Origin of the sequence: Paenibacillus oceani (genome assembly GCF_014705615.1) — a bacterium.
Taxonomy (GTDB): Bacteria; Bacillota; Bacilli; order Paenibacillales; family NBRC-103111; genus Paenibacillus_AB; species Paenibacillus_AB oceani.
Window position 1 is genome coordinate 49,891 of record NZ_JACXJA010000007.1, and the last position, 14,398, is coordinate 64,288.

The following is a 14,398-nucleotide window of genomic DNA, read 5'->3' on the forward strand; positions in this document are numbered from 1 at the left end:
GTTGATCATTTTAGGGAGGAGGGAGCTTGGATATGGCGAACGATCAACATACCGAACTGGAAACGGAACTGACGCTCGAACAAGTCAAAGACCAGCTGATTGAGCTAGGCAAAAAGCGGTCTTCTCTGACTTATAAGGATATCATGGAAAAACTGGCTCCGTTCGATCAGGATCCCGAGCAAATGGATGAGTTTTTTGAGCATTTATCCGAGCTCGGCATCGATGTAGGGAACGAAGCGGAAGACGACATGGTGATGGGTCAGGACGAGGAGCATGACGAATTTCATCTGGACGACGATTTGTCGCTTCCTCCCGGCATTAAGATTAATGATCCGGTTCGTATGTACTTGAAAGAAATCGGCCGCGTTCCGCTTCTTTCGGCCGACGACGAGGTTGATCTGGCCAAGCGGATCGAGAAAGGCGACGAGGAAGCGAAACGCCGGTTGGCTGAAGCGAATCTTCGTCTTGTCGTCAGCATTGCCAAGCGTTATGTCGGACGGGGCATGCTGTTCCTCGATCTGATTCAGGAAGGGAACATGGGCCTGATCAAGGCGGTCGAGAAATTCGATCATACGAAAGGCTACAAGTTCAGCACCTATGCGACATGGTGGATTCGTCAAGCGATTACCCGCGCAATCGCCGACCAGGCGAGAACGATCCGGATTCCGGTCCATATGGTGGAGACGATCAACAAGCTCATTCGTGTATCGAGACAGCTGCTGCAAGAGCTGGGACGAGAGCCGACGCCGGAAGAAATTGCGAAGGAAATGGATCTGAGCACCGAAAAAGTACGGGAAATTATGAAGATCGCTCAGGAGCCGGTATCGCTGGAAACGCCGATCGGGGAAGAGGACGATTCGCATCTGGGGGATTTCATCGAAGATCAGGAGGCGCTTGCGCCGGCCGATGCCGCTGCTTACGAGCTTCTGAAGGAGCAGCTCGAGGACGTGCTGGACACGTTAACCGAGAGGGAAGAGAACGTGCTTCGGCTGCGCTTCGGACTGGATGACGGCCGTACGCGGACGCTGGAGGAAGTAGGCAAAGTATTCGGTGTAACCCGGGAACGAATTCGCCAGATTGAGGCGAAGGCGCTGCGCAAGCTGCGTCATCCGAGCCGGAGCAAGCGGCTGAAAGATTTCTTGGAATAAACCGTTCGGGCTGTTATTCGCTTTAATGCTAAGGCAGCGCTCAACGGCTCTTGACGAATAACCGCCGATGGGGATCGAATAAACGGATACCGGAGACCTTTCTGTCGACAAACAGTGAGGTCTTCCTGACTTTATAGCGGCTATTGCGATCCGAGTGCGGCCGCAGGGTGCTCTCTGAATAAAAGGAATCGAGCAGTGAATCGATAACCATACAGCCGCGTGGGAGGTTGCAGTACCCAAAATGGAACACGACAAACGAACGATTATAGTGCGTGAAATCGAACATTGGCGGAGAAGCAAGCTGCTGCCCGAGCATTACTGCGACTTCCTGCTGAATCTGTACGATGCGAGTCCGGCCGAGCGGGATACCCGGGTTATGGGAATTTCCAAGCAAGCTCTAAAAAACAGCAATTGGAAAAACTGGTTTTTCGGATTCGGTCTTGCGGCGCTTGTTGCCTTTATCGTCCTTCATTTTAACTCTTTTCGATTCCCAATGCAAATTGCCGTCGCCGCCATTCTTGTGGCCGGTTGTTATACGGCAGGCATCCTGCAATCGCGAAAATCGCCGCTGGCCGGATACGCCCTGGTCGGCGTCGGATCGCTTATGCTGCTTGGGGCGGGCGTTTATCTCCTTCGCGCGTATGAGATGGACGAAGCGCCGATTATGCTCGCCTACGTGACGTTTTGCAGCTTCGTCTGGATCATCGTCGGGTTATCCGCGAGGCTGGGGTTGTTTCATTATTGCGGGTGGGCGGGTCTGCTGCTCGTATACGCGATGGTGTTGAATGCCAGGTTGGATTTGGATTGGATCGGGGCGCAAGTAAGCTGGCTGCCGCTGTGTGTCGTGTTCGGATGGGTAGGATGGCTGCTGCACCGGGCGAGCAAATCGACCGGAGCCGTATTGCTTCTTGTTTGCTTCACAATATGGTGGATGCCGGAGCTGCATTTACTTTTCTCGGGCGAGGCTGATCTGTCGCTGCTTCAGCTCGTATTTCTGATCAAGCTGATCGTCGCAGGTTCCGTCTTGTTCGGATTACGAAAAAAATGGATAGAGTGGGTTTTCTGACATGGTAAAATTATCGAAACGACTGCAAACGATCGCCTCCTTCGTCCCTCCAGGGAGCGCAGTGGCGGATATCGGATCGGACCACGCGCTGCTGCCGGTGTATCTTGCCGAGCGGGGGCGCGTTTCCTTCGCAGTAGCGGGAGAAATTAACGCAGGACCTTTCGAGGCTGCGGACAAACAGGTCAAGATGGCGGGTTTGTCGAATATCGTTCAAGTCAGGTTGGGCGACGGTCTGGCCGTCGTGAAGCCCGACGAGGTTGATGTGGTGACGATTGCCGGGATGGGGGGCAGTCTTATCGCGCATATATTGGAGGAAGGGCAGCAGAAACTCGGCTCGGTCCGAAAGCTGATCCTCCAGCCGAACGTCGGAGAAGATCAAGTCCGTCTCTGGCTGATGGCGCATGGCTGGGTATTGGAGAACGAAGTGCTGCTGGAAGAGGACGGCAAGTATTACGAGGTGTTGTGCGCCGTTCGCAGTGCGAACGCAGATCAGGACAATCTTGACTTGTACCGGCCGCGTCCGCTGGATGGCGGAGTGATACTGGAGACGCCCGAGCTGATCCGGTTTGGGCCGATCTTGAGCACGCGTCCGGATGAATCGTTTTATGACAGATGGTCGTCGGAGATCGAGAAGCTGGACAAAATTATGCACGGCCTGGAGAATGGCGGCACGGAAGCGGCGCGGAAGCGCTGGCAGGAAATGAACGACGAACGTAACCGGATCGAGGAGGTCATCCAATGTTTGCGAAAGGTCAAACCGTAATTCAGCTGGTTGAACGTCTGGCGCCGAAGCATATCGCGATGGAGGGTGACAAAATCGGACTGCAGCTCGGCTCTCTTCGCAAAGAAATTCGCACTGTACTGGTCACGCTGGATGTGACGGAAGAGGTCGTAGAGGAGGCAATCCGGCTTCAGGCGGAGCTGATTGTGGCGCATCATGCGATCATTTTCCGTCCGCTAGCTCATCTGCAGACGGATACCCCGGCGGGTAAGCTATATGAGAAACTGATCAAGCACGATATTGCCGTCTATATCGCCCATACGAATCTGGATGTGGCGGACGGGGGCATTAACGATATGATGGCGGAAGCACTGGAATTGAAAGTAACCGGCCATCTGGAGGACGTTCATACCGACAAGCTGAAAAAGATGGTTGTGTTCGTACCGGAATCGCATCAAAATGAAGTGCGCGACGCGATGTTCTCCGCCGGGGCGGGCTGGATCGGACATTACAGCCATTGCAGCTTTAATATTCCGGGCACCGGCACGTTTTTGCCGCGGGAAGGTGCGGAACCGTTTATCGGAACGAAGGGCAAGCTGGAGCAAGCGTCCGAGGTGAGAATCGAGACGGTAGTGCCGGAAAGCGTGGAGAAGCAGGTGATCCAGGCGATGCTGAAGGCTCATCCGTACGAAGAAGTCGCTTACGACATCTATACGATGGATCTGAACGGACGGACGTTCGGTCTGGGACGGGTCGGCCGCCTGGAAGCTCCGGTGACGCTGGACGCTTTCGCCCAGAAGGTCAAGCAGGCTCTGGACGTGCCGTTCGTTCGCGTTGTTGGGGAACCGGACCGGGAGATTAAAAAGGTAGCGGTACTCGGCGGCTCTGGAAGCCGTTATGTGAAACAGGCGTTATTCGCGGGAGCGGATGTGCTCGTTACGGGAGATATCGATTATCATACGGCACAGGACGCCATAGCCGCCGGCATCGCGATTGTCGATCCGGGACACAATGCCGAGAAAATTATGAAGAAACGCGTTGCCGAATGGTTGCAAGCCCGGCTGGACGAGCAGAAGGTGTCCACGCGCGCCGTAGCTTCACAGGTCGATACGGAGACGTTTAAGCTGATGTAACGGTGCGTGCGGCCGCCGTCCAACAAATGCAGTTTCCAGCGGAAGCAGCATTCTCCTGATCTGACAATGAATTCGGGGTTGCAGCGACTGCCGCCGTTCGGTTATACTAGAAAACAGTTTCGGAAAGTTTGACAGACAATCGCCGGTGCGCTAGCGCACGGGAGGAAAGTCCGGGCTCCATAGGGCAGGGTGCTGGATAACGTCCAGTCAGCGCGAGTTGAAGGATAGTGCCACAGAAATGGACCGCCGATGACGCCGCAAGGCGAACAGGCAAGGGTGGAACCGTGGTGTAAGAGACCACGAGGGGATAGGGTGACTTATTCCCTGGTAAACCCCACTTGGAGCAAGACCGAAGAGAACGCAGCGGACGGCTTGCCGATCCGCAGTCCTTGCCCGGGGCGCGTTCGGGTTGGTCGCTGGAGTCCGTCAGCAATGGCGGGCCTAGATAGATGATTGTCACTTCGATGGTGGGAGGGTTGTGGTGCCCGTTACGACCACCGGAAGTACAGAACCCGGCTTACGGCAAGCTTTCCGGCATGCCACACTTGTTTGCTTATCCGTGCATAGCAGTACCGCTAACCGCGGTCGCCATCTGCGAAAGAGGTCTGGAGATCCGTTCTCCTCATAAGCATACGAAGAAAGGCGGCCCCTTCCAGGGCCGCCTTTCTGTGTCCAGACTTATCCGGATGACATTCAGGCTTATGCAGGTACATAAGCAGGTACGGAGCGGGCAATAAACAGGTATATAGGAGAAACAGTTACTGCTGCTTGTATTTACGGGCAAGCTGCTCCAGTTCACGCTCGAACCTTTGCGGCCAGAAGGTGAGCGAATCCCGGTTTTGCGCCGCCTGCGACAAAGCTTTGACGATGTCGATCTGGCCGTAGCCGAAATATTTGTCTTTGCCGCTTGTCCCCAGATCGACGGCCGTCTGGCGCATCAGCTCCATTACTTCGGTATTGGTCAGCTGCGGATTGACCGAGCGGATCAGTGCGGCCAGGGCGGTAACGTGCGGACTGGCCATCGAGGTGCCGGACAGCGCGGCGTAATGGTTGTCCGGATAGGTGCTGGCGATATTAACGCCGGGAGCCGCGACATCGATGTAATCGCCGTAATTGGAGAAAGTCGCTTTCTTTTGATCCGGATCGGTTGCCGCTACGGCGAACACTTCGGGATAAGCCGCCGGGTAACCGGGCTTTTCCGTGTTGTCGTTGCCGCTCGCTGCGATCAGCACGATATCCCGGTCGAAAGCGTAGCGGATCGCATCGTGCAAAAATTGCGAGTCGGCATAGTTGCCGAGACTCATATTAATCACTTTGGCTCCGTGATCGGCCGCCCATATGATGCCCTGAGCAACCGAATAAGTGCTGCCCGCTCCGGTCTCATCGAGCACTTTCACCGGCATAATCCGATTGAACCAGGAGATGCCGGCGACGCCTTCCCGGTTGTTCACGAGCGCCGAGATGATGCCGGCGACGTGGGTGCCGTGACCGACATCGTCGGTTGGCTCGCTGTTTTTGCTAACGATGTTAATGCCCGGTACGGTCCGTCCGCTCAAGTCGGGGTGCTCCAGATCGACCCCGGTATCGATGACGGCGACGACCACGTCTTCGCTGCCTCTGGATACGTCCCAGCCGGGCACGGTTTCGATGGCCGGCAAGTTCCATTGATACCGGGCGTACAGCAGATCGTTAGGTTCGGTCGTTTCATTGGTCAAATACAAAAAGTGCGGCTCGGCGTAATCGACATCCCATTTGCGGAAATAATCGATCAGCTGCTTCGCTTCCATGCCGGACGATTCGAACACGTAGGTGTAGCCCATCTTCTCCATGGAGGAGGCGCCGATTTCCGTGCGGATCTGTTTTAATTGCTCCTCGGTGGGCTCCTGACGAAATTTCACTACGATCTGATTGACGTGGTAATGGCTCGTTCCTTCATTATCTTCCGGGTGATCGACCTTGACGTCGCGGAGCGTTTTGGAATCGACGGATTCGATCTTCCACCGCTTATCGCTGGGATAAGGCACGAGGCGCAAGTTTTTACGCTGATGGATCGCCACTTTGTGTAAAATATCCTGATGAATGATGCCGACGAGCGACGATTGACCGTCTTCCGAAGGCTCGCCGATTACGATGTACTGCTGTTCGCCTTCGCCGATTTTGGCGGACTGGTAAGGCTGCCCCGAGCGGACGCTGCTGCGCGCTTCCTCAAGCAGCGGCTCGGCCTTGCCTCTCACGGATTCGGGAATATGGCCGGATTCGGCAGCCGTTTCGCCCGCTCCATGCCCGCTCCATGCCACATAATCCATCTGCTCGTGATGGTGGCGCAGGTCGTCCAGAGCGGACTTGACATCGTCCGTTATTCCGGGTTTTAATTGATGAAGTGCTTGTTTGAAATCCAGGGAACATTGCGCGCGGCACAACTGTTCCGTCATATCGACGTCGCGCCCCAGCATCATTTGCTTCAGCTGCATTTCCTTCTCCGGCGTGGGATTCGCCGGGTCCGGAACTTTGTTGCAGCTCGCCAAGATCAAAGCGAACGCGCAAAGGATAGTAAAAGAAGCGGAAGCTGTCTTATTCCACATGTTCGATCGTCCTCCTTGCCTGATAGCGGCGGTAACCGGCGCGTGTAACTGACGCGGTCCGAGAGCTGCGGGCTTCTATGCCTTAAGGTGGGGAAGTCGCAACCGAATTATGCATGCGCGTCCTTGGCGGTAATTTGGATGCAGGATTGGCTTACTTTTCAATACGAATTATGATACGATGAATGAAAAGGGCGGGGACATTCCTGCTTAGCAGGTCCGACATTATGAGGAGGTCAACGATATGGCAACGGGCCAAGTGAAAAATTTATGCGAAACGACCCGGACGAAGTTAAAAGAAGTCATCGCCAAGATGGAGCTCTTCTTGAATCATTACAGCTTGCCGCAACTGCTTACCGAGAACGATCCCGCGATGGACGAATTTTACCGCGGCTATTTGTCGGATACCCGGCATCTGCTCGTATTTTGCGAGGTAGCGTACGAGAAGCTCGGCGTCAGCTTGCGCCGCCCGAACTTCAATGAAGATTTTGCGGAAAGAACGTTGTACGATGTATATCATAATTGCGTAAACGGATTTTATTACCCGAAAAACGAATGTTATTCGGAAGACGGCCGTTATGCCTACACCGGACAGGACGCGATCCGCTTCCGCAAAAAGCCGAGCCGCGAGGCGCGCAACCTGACGATCGAGCTTTCCAAAATTTTCGAAGAAATGCGCGAAGATTTGGCTTATTACGAAACCGATTATATGACTCAGCGCCGGATGCAGGGCGAGCGGGTCTAATAGAAGCGATCGAAGGTGCGGGCCGGAGCCCGCGTCTTTTTTTGTTGCGCAAATTAGAAGTTTGCTATGGGGAGAGCTTCTAAGAGTCGCTTTGCGGGCGGGGCGAATTGCGGAATTGCTGTATTCATATTCAACTTAAGCAAGCTCGGGTAATGCCTGGCTTTTGGGAAGAAGGGTAACTAGGTATAAAGAGGTATATCGTTTAAGAGCGGTTTGTACCCTTTATTTGGCCCGAATCCTCCATGTACGGGGAAATAAGAGCGGTTCGCGACTGCTAAAATCGGCGAAAGGATGCAGAATCCGATCAGATGGTGGATATAGGAGGTACAAACCGCCTTTATTTGTTGCGATTTTTCGAAAAGGCCGAGAATAGCGGGTGGCAAAGACTCTTATTGGTTTAAAACCCGTAGCGGCGTATGGCCGAAATCGAAGTCAAAGTGGAACTTAAAGTCAAAGTTGAAATCAAAGTGAAAGTCAGAGTCAAAGTCAAAGTCAAAGTCAAAGTCAAAATCAAAGTCAAAATCAAAGTCAAAATCAAAGTCAAAATCAAAGTCAAAATCAAAGTCAAAATCAAAGTCAAAATCAAAGTCAAAATCGGATCGAACTCAACCCAAACCCAAACCCAAACCCAAACCCAAACCCAAACCCAAACCCAAACCCAAACCCAAACCCAAACCCAAACCCAAACCCAAACCCAAACCCGAACTCGAACCCAATCTCAAAACTCCATCTTCAACCCAACATCCCTCTCAAAAAAGTCAGGGACCGTCCGGACGTTTTTGTCGACGGTTTTTTTGTTTTCTTTCCATGCCATGGAATTTAAGCCCTTCAACGTGGCTGCAAGTACATTTAAAGCGCTTGTTCGTCCCTAAACCCGTTTCCTTTTCTATTTTTGTCATAGCTCTCCTCGGATAGGGTCCTCCAAATGCGGGAACATTGTGAATGGAGGTGAGGGTCGATGGCAAAGCCATTGGTGAAATGCAGCGTATCTAACTGTGCTTTTTGGGGCGAAAACAACAACTGCAGAGCCGACGCGATCATGATCGATATCGACAGCCACGCGGGAGCGAAATTCAACGAAGAATTTGCAGGAGAAAGCTTCGATTCCGAGCATCAGGATTCCGCACCAACATCTTCCGCAACATGCTGCCATACGTTTAAGCCCAAATCCTAATTTATTCGATTGGCGGTATCGCCAAGGAGGGCATTTTGATGGGTGATCGTTTTGATGAGCTGGATAGAGACATGGAGGCAACGAAAAGCAACGAATATTACGAAAAGCCGGATGGCCAATTCGATGAGGAGTACGGCGCCGAGCTGACGCCTCCCGCCGCGCCGCTATTCGTCAATAACCGGGTGCGCGCCGATCAGGGAGACGTGCCGGATCATCCAGAGCCGAACCGCGATCTGCATGCGGAGGAAGGCGCAGGCGTGGAAACGGGCGGGGCGACCATCGGCTGGATCGGGCTTGTGCTGGCCATCGCTTCGCTGTTCATCTATCCGGCTATACTCGGTACAGGCGGCATCGTTCTCGGCATTATCGCGTATGTTCAGGGAAGCCGTGCGCTTGGTGCATGGTCGGTCATTATCGGCGGAATTGCCTTATTGTCGTTCGTAGTGCTTGTTCCGTATTACACGTAGCGGCACGAAAAAACCGTCCCGGCGATCTAGAGCCCGGACGGTTTTTCTTTAAAAAACAAGCAAGCTCAAGTTTCAGCGTAGCCGAATCGTTTCTGCTCGCAAAAAAATTCCGCTTACGCGGTCCTTATCTCGGTAAGGGCTTCGTTTAGTCGTTAGAAGCTTATCCGATACGAAAGTCCAACTTTACTAAAAGCGTTTAGAGGGGTGCAGCAGGCTGTATTGCTCAATCGTTTGATTTGCGCGTCATTCTGCCAAAGGCTTGGATCGCCGCGATGACGCCGGTTTCGACGAAAGCGGCCAAAAGCGCCAGCATAAACCAGCTTCCGTTGCCAAGCGAGTAGTACAGGAGCGCATGAAGCGCGAACAGGATAACGAACGCCCATAGCAAGCTGATCCGGTTAATCCACTCCAGCATGATCGTCCCACCTTTATACTCATTCTAAAACGTTGCATGCAACCATTATGCGCCAAATCCGCAGCCGTTATTCGTGCAGCACAGGCAAGCGGGAAGCGGGGGGAAATGAAAGGAAACCGGTAATATCGGGAGCTGTTTCAAGAACGGACTGTTCGTCCGGCAAAAAACGTTGTACAATAAGCAGGAAACCAATTGCTGAAACGGGGCTTAAGGATGAGTATAGATCCGAGGATTATGAAGCAGCTGTTGCAGCTGCAATTTCAACCGGGTGATCCGCTATCGGTGCGCAGTACGTCAGCCGACGATTCGGGAGACTTCACCGCGCTGCTCCAATCTCTGCTCGGGCAAGCGTCCGCGGAAGGGGAGAGCGGCATGACGGCAGCCACTTCCAGGCTGGGAACCGCGTCGATGCCGGCATCGGTATATAACGCACATGCGGCTTTGCAGAGCATGCAGCGTTCGGCGATTGCCCCGTCCAAGCCGAGCGCCTACCAGTTGCTTGTCGAGGAGGCGGCCGGCCGGCACGGAGTCGAACCGAGCCTGATCACGGCGGTGATTCATGCCGAGTCTTCCTTTAATCCGTACGCGGTATCGTCCGCCGGTGCGAAAGGCCTTATGCAGCTAATGGATAAGACGGGCCAAGGTTTGGGCGTCACCGACCCGTTCGACCCTGCCCAGAACATAGAAGGCGGTACCCGCTATCTGGCGGAGCTGATTCGAAAGTATGACGGCAATGAAGCCGTCGCCTTGGCCGCCTACAATGCCGGTCCCGGCCGTATAGACCGTCTCGGGGTTCGCACCGATTCCGAACTGCGGGAGAAGCAGCACCTGCTTCCTCAGGAAACGAGAAACTATGTGGACAACGTCTTGGAGCGCAAAAGGCAGTACGGCGCCTAATCGTGCTATAGCGGGATGTGAACTAGCAGGCCGTTTGAGCAGACAAACGGCAGCTTGTTTTCTAAGTTACGGTAGGGTTTCTAAGTTACAGTAACGCAAGTTTAAGTTTTCTAAGCCTCGCTTCGAAAAAGCAAACGGAGTTCTGAACCAAGAAGAAAAGCTGTTTTAAGCAGAGTAATCTGTTGTGGGAAAACCTCCTGTGGTAGCTTTTATTAACGTTTTAGAATGGAGAAGCTCGTTAAAGTGTTAAAGCGAACCGACACGTTCTGAACCAAGAAAGCAACCACTTGTGTGCGGTTTTTCATCGTGGAAAAGGCTTCGTTTAAGCTTTTCGAATAAGCACCGATACGATCAATGCGGATAGCTTGATATCCGGCATTGATCGTCTTTTTTGAGCCAAGAAGGTTATGTTTTCAGGGAATAAGGGTGGTTTGTACCCTCTATTTTGTCCGAAAACCGGCTTGGGCACGGAATAAGAGTGGTTTGAAGCTGTTAAAATCCGCGAAAAGGGCGCATCCCCCACCAGATGGTAGGAATAAGGGGTATAAACCGCCTCTATTCGTCTCGGTTCCCCGCGTATGCTCAAAATAGAGGGTGCCAGAGACTCTTATTTTGTTGGTTAGCGTTAGGTAGGTAGTCAGTCAGTTAGTCGCAGTCAGCCTGCTCACAAGAAACTTAAACTTTGAAGTGCAAAGGAGTCATCCGTTATGCTGTATTTCGACCATTGCGCGACGACGCCTCCGTATGAGGAGGTCGTTGAAGCGGTTCGAGAGGTGATGGCCCGTCACTACGGGAATCCTTCCTCGATTCACAGGGTCGGCATCGACGCGGAGCGGATGCTGACGAAGGCCAGAGAGGTTGCGGCGCGGCAGCTTCGCGCCGCTCCCGAAGAAATCGTATTTACGTCCGGTGGGACGGAAAGCAACAACACGGCCGTGCTTGGAGCGGCTCTGCAATATGCCGGCCGCGGCAAACACCTGATCACAACCGCACTCGAGCATGCCTCGGTGTATGAATGCTTCGAGTATTTGAGACAGCGGCTGGGTTACGAGGTTACGGTTATTCAGCCGGACGGAGACGGCCGAATCCGTTCGCAAGATGTGCTGGATGCGGTTCGCGACGATACGATTCTTGTGAGCGTCATGCATGTGAACAACGAGATCGGCACGATTCAGCCGGTCCGGGAGATCGGGCAGGCTTTGCGTCAACACCGCAAGGTGCTGTTTCATGTCGATGCGGTCCAAAGCGTAGGAAAAATTCCGATATGGCCGGGCGAATGGGGCATTGATCTGCTGTCCGTATCGGCTCATAAAATCCGCGGCCCGAAAGGCGCCGGCCTGTTGTACCGGCGCAAAGGCATCGCCCTGCAGCCGCTGCTGCACGGCGGCGGGCAAGAAGCCGGGCAACGCTCGGGAACGGAGAACGTGCCGGGCATCGTCGGCTTCGCCAAGGCGCTGCGGATGACGTTGGAACGGCAGGAGGGGGCGTTTGCCCGGTTATCCGGACTGCGTACACGGCTATTGGCCGCTCTTCGGACCGTTCCGGGTCTGGTCTACAACGGCTCCGAATCGGCTGCGGATATGGCGCCCCATATTGTTCACGTATCGGCTCCGGGATTGAAATCGGAAGTTTTTGTCCACGCTCTGGAAGAGCATGGCATGATGATCTCCACACGGTCGGCCTGCTCATCGGGGGAAGACCGGCCAAGCCGCGTGCTGCAGGCGATCGGAGCGGACCTCGATCGTGCGGTCAGCGGTCTTAGAATCAGCTTGTCCCCCGACCACACCGAAGAAGATATAGACTATCTTGCGGATGTTGTAGCCCGCACGATGGAACAGCTAAGGAGGTACCGGTGAATACGGAAGTGATCCTGCTTCGCTTCGGCGAGCTTATGTTAAAGGGAAGAAATCGGAATCGGTTTGAAAATCAGATCGTTCAACAAATCAAGCGAGTGTTGAAGCCGCTTGGCCGTGCGGTCGTACGTACCGAATCGTACGGAAGGATGTATGTTGAGCTCAACGGCGAATCGCATGCCGACGTCGAGAGGGAGCTCTCCAAAGTATTCGGCCTGCATTCCTTCAGCCGCGCGATCAAAACGGCGCCGGATCTGGAGGAAATCCGCGCGGCCGCACGGATCGTAATGGACCGGCTGGAGCGGGTCCCGGAGACGTTTCGGGTAACCGTAAGACGCGTCAACAAGCAGTTTCCGCACGATACGTTCGAGATGCATCAATTGCTGGGCGGATATTTGCTGGAGTCATACGAGGGACTGAAAGTGGATGTGCATGAGCCGCAGGTGAATGTGCATGTCGAGATCCGCCACCAGGAGGCGTTTGTCTATATCGGCACGCTCCCCGGTCCGGGCGGCTTCCCTCTGGGAAGCAACGGAAAAGCGATGCTGATGTTGTCCGGCGGGATCGACAGCCCGGTCGCCGGATGGTTTGCGATGAAGCGCGGTCTGCGCATCGAAGCGGTACATTTTCACAGCTACCCGTATACGAGCGAACGCGCCAAACAAAAGGTGATCGACCTGACGAGTGTGTTGGCAGAATACGCCGGCTCGATTATGATCCATATGGTTCCTTTTACGGAGATCCAGACCCGGCTGAAGGAATCGTGCCGTGAAAACTTGCTGATCACGATGATGAGACGGGTAATGTTCCGCATTACCGAACAGCTGGCCGAGCAGAGGGAAGCGCTGGCGATCGTTACGGGCGAGAGCCTCGGTCAGGTGGCGAGTCAGACGTTGTCCAGCATGAATGTGATCGGCCGGGCGGCGACGCTGCCGGTGCTGCGTCCACTGATCACGATGGACAAGCTTGAGATTATCGCCATCTCCGAGAAGATCGAGACGTATCCGATCTCGATTCTCCCGTACGAAGATTGCTGCACGTTGTTTATGCCGAAGTCGCCTTCGACGAATCCGAGCCTGAAGGTGGTTGAGTACTCCGAGAAAGCGATGGATTGGCTGCCGGAACTGATCCGCGAGGCGGTGGAGAAAACGGAGACGATGTGGGTGAAACCGGAGCAAAAGTCGGAGGAAGACCACTTGTTTTAGTCGTATGCCCACATAACAATTCCGCTACGCGCCATATGTAGGGCTCCTGGGCACGGGGCCCTTTTCCCGTTCTTCGCTCCAATTGCTGTGCGGAGTTGTACTAGAAAGGGCTGCAGGGCGCATACGTTAACCAATAAAGGGACGGGTTTCGCAAGAGACTAGGATCGGGAGGGTGTACGATGCTGGAATGGCTGTTGTTATTTTTGCAAATTTTGCTGATCAATATCGTGCTGAGCGGAGACAACGCCGTCGTCATCGCGCTGGCGAGCAAAAACTTGCCGCTGCATCAGCGGAAGCAGGCGATATGGTGGGGAGCGTTCGGGGCGATCGGGCTTCGGCTCGTTCTGACGGTTGCGGCGGTGTTCCTGCTGTCCATTCCTTTTATCCAGGCGGCCGGTTCCTTGCTCCTGTTATGGATTGCGATCAAGCTGCTGGCGGACGACGAAAGCCATGCTTCGGTAAAAGAAGCGTCTTCGCTCGGTAAAGCCATATGGACCATTATCGTGGCCGACTTCGTCATGAGTTTGGACAACGTGCTGGCGATTGCGGCTAAAGCGCAAGGAAACTTGTCGGTTATTATCCTCGGGATCGGACTGAGTATCCCGATTATCGTATGGGGCAGCAACCTGGTCGTCGTGCTGCTGCAGCGTTATCCGATTTTCATCTACGCAGGGGCCGGCATTCTCGGTTTTACGTCGGGGGAGATGTTTATTAGCGACGGCAAAATGCAGCAATATTTGCTTCACCATAACCCCACGGCTCACTGGGCGATTCCCGTCGCCACGACGCTGATCGTTCTGCTGATCGGAGCGCTGTGGAAAAGACACAGTCCCGGCAAGCCGGCGTAATGTGAAGATGAACGATTGCATGCCTATAGCAGCCAGCCTCGCTCCCGAGCTTCTCGGGAGCTTTTTGGTATGCGGAAATGCCCGAATAACGGGGGGAAAGTCCGATTTCCGCACCTGTAACCTTTTGACGCAAGGTTCGTCTATAAT

14 protein-coding genes and 1 other RNA gene are annotated in these 14,398 nt (G+C 54.1%); 13 read left to right on the top strand and 2 right to left on the bottom strand.

Annotation, left to right across the window (positions count from 1 at the left end):
• The first annotated feature begins 32 nt into the window (after positions 1 to 32).
• The 5 genes from rpoD (at position 33) to rnpB (ending at position 4,603) form a co-directional block, all read left to right on the top strand.
• Complete coding sequence (rpoD, locus tag IDH45_RS07160) at positions 33 to 1,148, top strand: RNA polymerase sigma factor RpoD (RefSeq protein ID WP_190926053.1); 1,116 nt, start codon at positions 33 to 35, stop codon at positions 1,146 to 1,148.
• A 241-nt stretch (positions 1,149 to 1,389) separates the two neighbouring features.
• On the top strand, positions 1,390 to 2,214 hold the full coding sequence (locus tag IDH45_RS07165; RefSeq protein WP_190926055.1) for a hypothetical protein: 825 nt from the start codon (positions 1,390 to 1,392) through the stop codon (positions 2,212 to 2,214).
• Position 2,215: 1 nt separating this feature from the next.
• Positions 2,216 to 2,977, top strand: coding sequence for a tRNA (adenine(22)-N(1))-methyltransferase (locus tag IDH45_RS07170; protein WP_190926057.1), 762 nt, complete (start codon positions 2,216 to 2,218; stop codon positions 2,975 to 2,977).
• Entirely contained in the window at positions 2,953 to 4,068 is a 1,116-nt protein-coding gene (locus IDH45_RS07175) for a Nif3-like dinuclear metal center hexameric protein (RefSeq protein ID WP_190926059.1), read from the top strand. The genes IDH45_RS07170 and IDH45_RS07175 overlap by 25 nt, the downstream gene beginning before the upstream one ends.
• Positions 4,069 to 4,191: 123 nt before the next feature.
• Positions 4,192 to 4,603, top strand: an RNA gene (rnpB, locus tag IDH45_RS07180) — RNase P RNA component class A.
• 223 nt (positions 4,604 to 4,826) lie between these two features.
• Here rnpB and IDH45_RS07185 read toward each other — a convergent pair.
• Entirely contained in the window at positions 4,827 to 6,650 is a 1,824-nt protein-coding gene (locus IDH45_RS07185) for a S8 family peptidase (protein ID WP_190926061.1), read from the bottom strand.
• Positions 6,651 to 6,891: 241 nt separating this feature from the next.
• On the opposite strand from IDH45_RS07185, the gene IDH45_RS07190 reads away from it, so the two are divergent.
• The 4 genes from IDH45_RS07190 to IDH45_RS07205 all read left to right on the top strand — a co-directional run bounded on the left by IDH45_RS07190 (position 6,892) and on the right by IDH45_RS07205 (position 9,033).
• On the top strand, positions 6,892 to 7,392 hold the full coding sequence (locus IDH45_RS07190; protein WP_190926063.1) for a YpuI family protein: 501 nt from the start codon (positions 6,892 to 6,894) through the stop codon (positions 7,390 to 7,392).
• A 416-nt stretch (positions 7,393 to 7,808) separates the two neighbouring features.
• The gene (locus tag IDH45_RS07195; RefSeq protein ID WP_190926064.1) at positions 7,809 to 8,264 is read left to right on the top strand and encodes a DUF6603 domain-containing protein; all 456 of its coding nucleotides are present in this window, start codon (positions 7,809 to 7,811) and stop codon (positions 8,262 to 8,264) included.
• 86 nt (positions 8,265 to 8,350) lie between these two features.
• The gene (locus IDH45_RS07200) at positions 8,351 to 8,566 is read left to right on the top strand and encodes a DUF1540 domain-containing protein (protein WP_190926066.1); all 216 of its coding nucleotides are present in this window, start codon (positions 8,351 to 8,353) and stop codon (positions 8,564 to 8,566) included.
• A 38-nt stretch (positions 8,567 to 8,604) separates the two neighbouring features.
• Positions 8,605 to 9,033 (top strand): hypothetical protein, encoded by a 429-nt coding sequence (locus IDH45_RS07205; RefSeq protein WP_190926068.1) that lies wholly within the window; start codon positions 8,605 to 8,607, stop codon positions 9,031 to 9,033.
• A 223-nt stretch (positions 9,034 to 9,256) separates the two neighbouring features.
• Here IDH45_RS07205 and IDH45_RS07210 read toward each other — a convergent pair whose 3' ends face one another.
• Entirely contained in the window at positions 9,257 to 9,448 is a 192-nt protein-coding gene (locus tag IDH45_RS07210) for a hypothetical protein (protein ID WP_190926070.1), read from the bottom strand.
• A 213-nt stretch (positions 9,449 to 9,661) separates the two neighbouring features.
• On the opposite strand from IDH45_RS07210, the gene IDH45_RS07215 reads away from it, so the two are divergent.
• The 4 genes from IDH45_RS07215 to IDH45_RS07230 all read left to right on the top strand — a co-directional run bounded on the left by IDH45_RS07215 (position 9,662) and on the right by IDH45_RS07230 (position 14,251).
• On the top strand, positions 9,662 to 10,345 hold the full coding sequence (locus tag IDH45_RS07215; RefSeq protein WP_190926072.1) for a lytic transglycosylase domain-containing protein: 684 nt from the start codon (positions 9,662 to 9,664) through the stop codon (positions 10,343 to 10,345).
• A 707-nt stretch (positions 10,346 to 11,052) separates the two neighbouring features.
• Positions 11,053 to 12,201 carry a cysteine desulfurase family protein gene (locus tag IDH45_RS07220; RefSeq protein ID WP_190926074.1) on the top strand — a complete coding sequence of 383 codons (1,149 nt, stop codon included), beginning with the start codon at positions 11,053 to 11,055 and terminating at the stop codon, positions 12,199 to 12,201.
• Positions 12,198 to 13,403: a tRNA uracil 4-sulfurtransferase ThiI gene (thiI, locus tag IDH45_RS07225; RefSeq protein WP_190926076.1), complete on the top strand. Its 1,206-nt coding sequence runs from the start codon at positions 12,198 to 12,200 to the stop codon at positions 13,401 to 13,403. Before IDH45_RS07220 ends, thiI begins: the two co-directional genes overlap by 4 nt.
• A 179-nt stretch (positions 13,404 to 13,582) precedes the next feature.
• Positions 13,583 to 14,251 (top strand): TerC family protein, encoded by a 669-nt coding sequence (locus IDH45_RS07230; RefSeq protein WP_190926078.1) that lies wholly within the window; start codon positions 13,583 to 13,585, stop codon positions 14,249 to 14,251.
• The last annotated feature ends 147 nt before the right edge of the window (positions 14,252 to 14,398 follow it).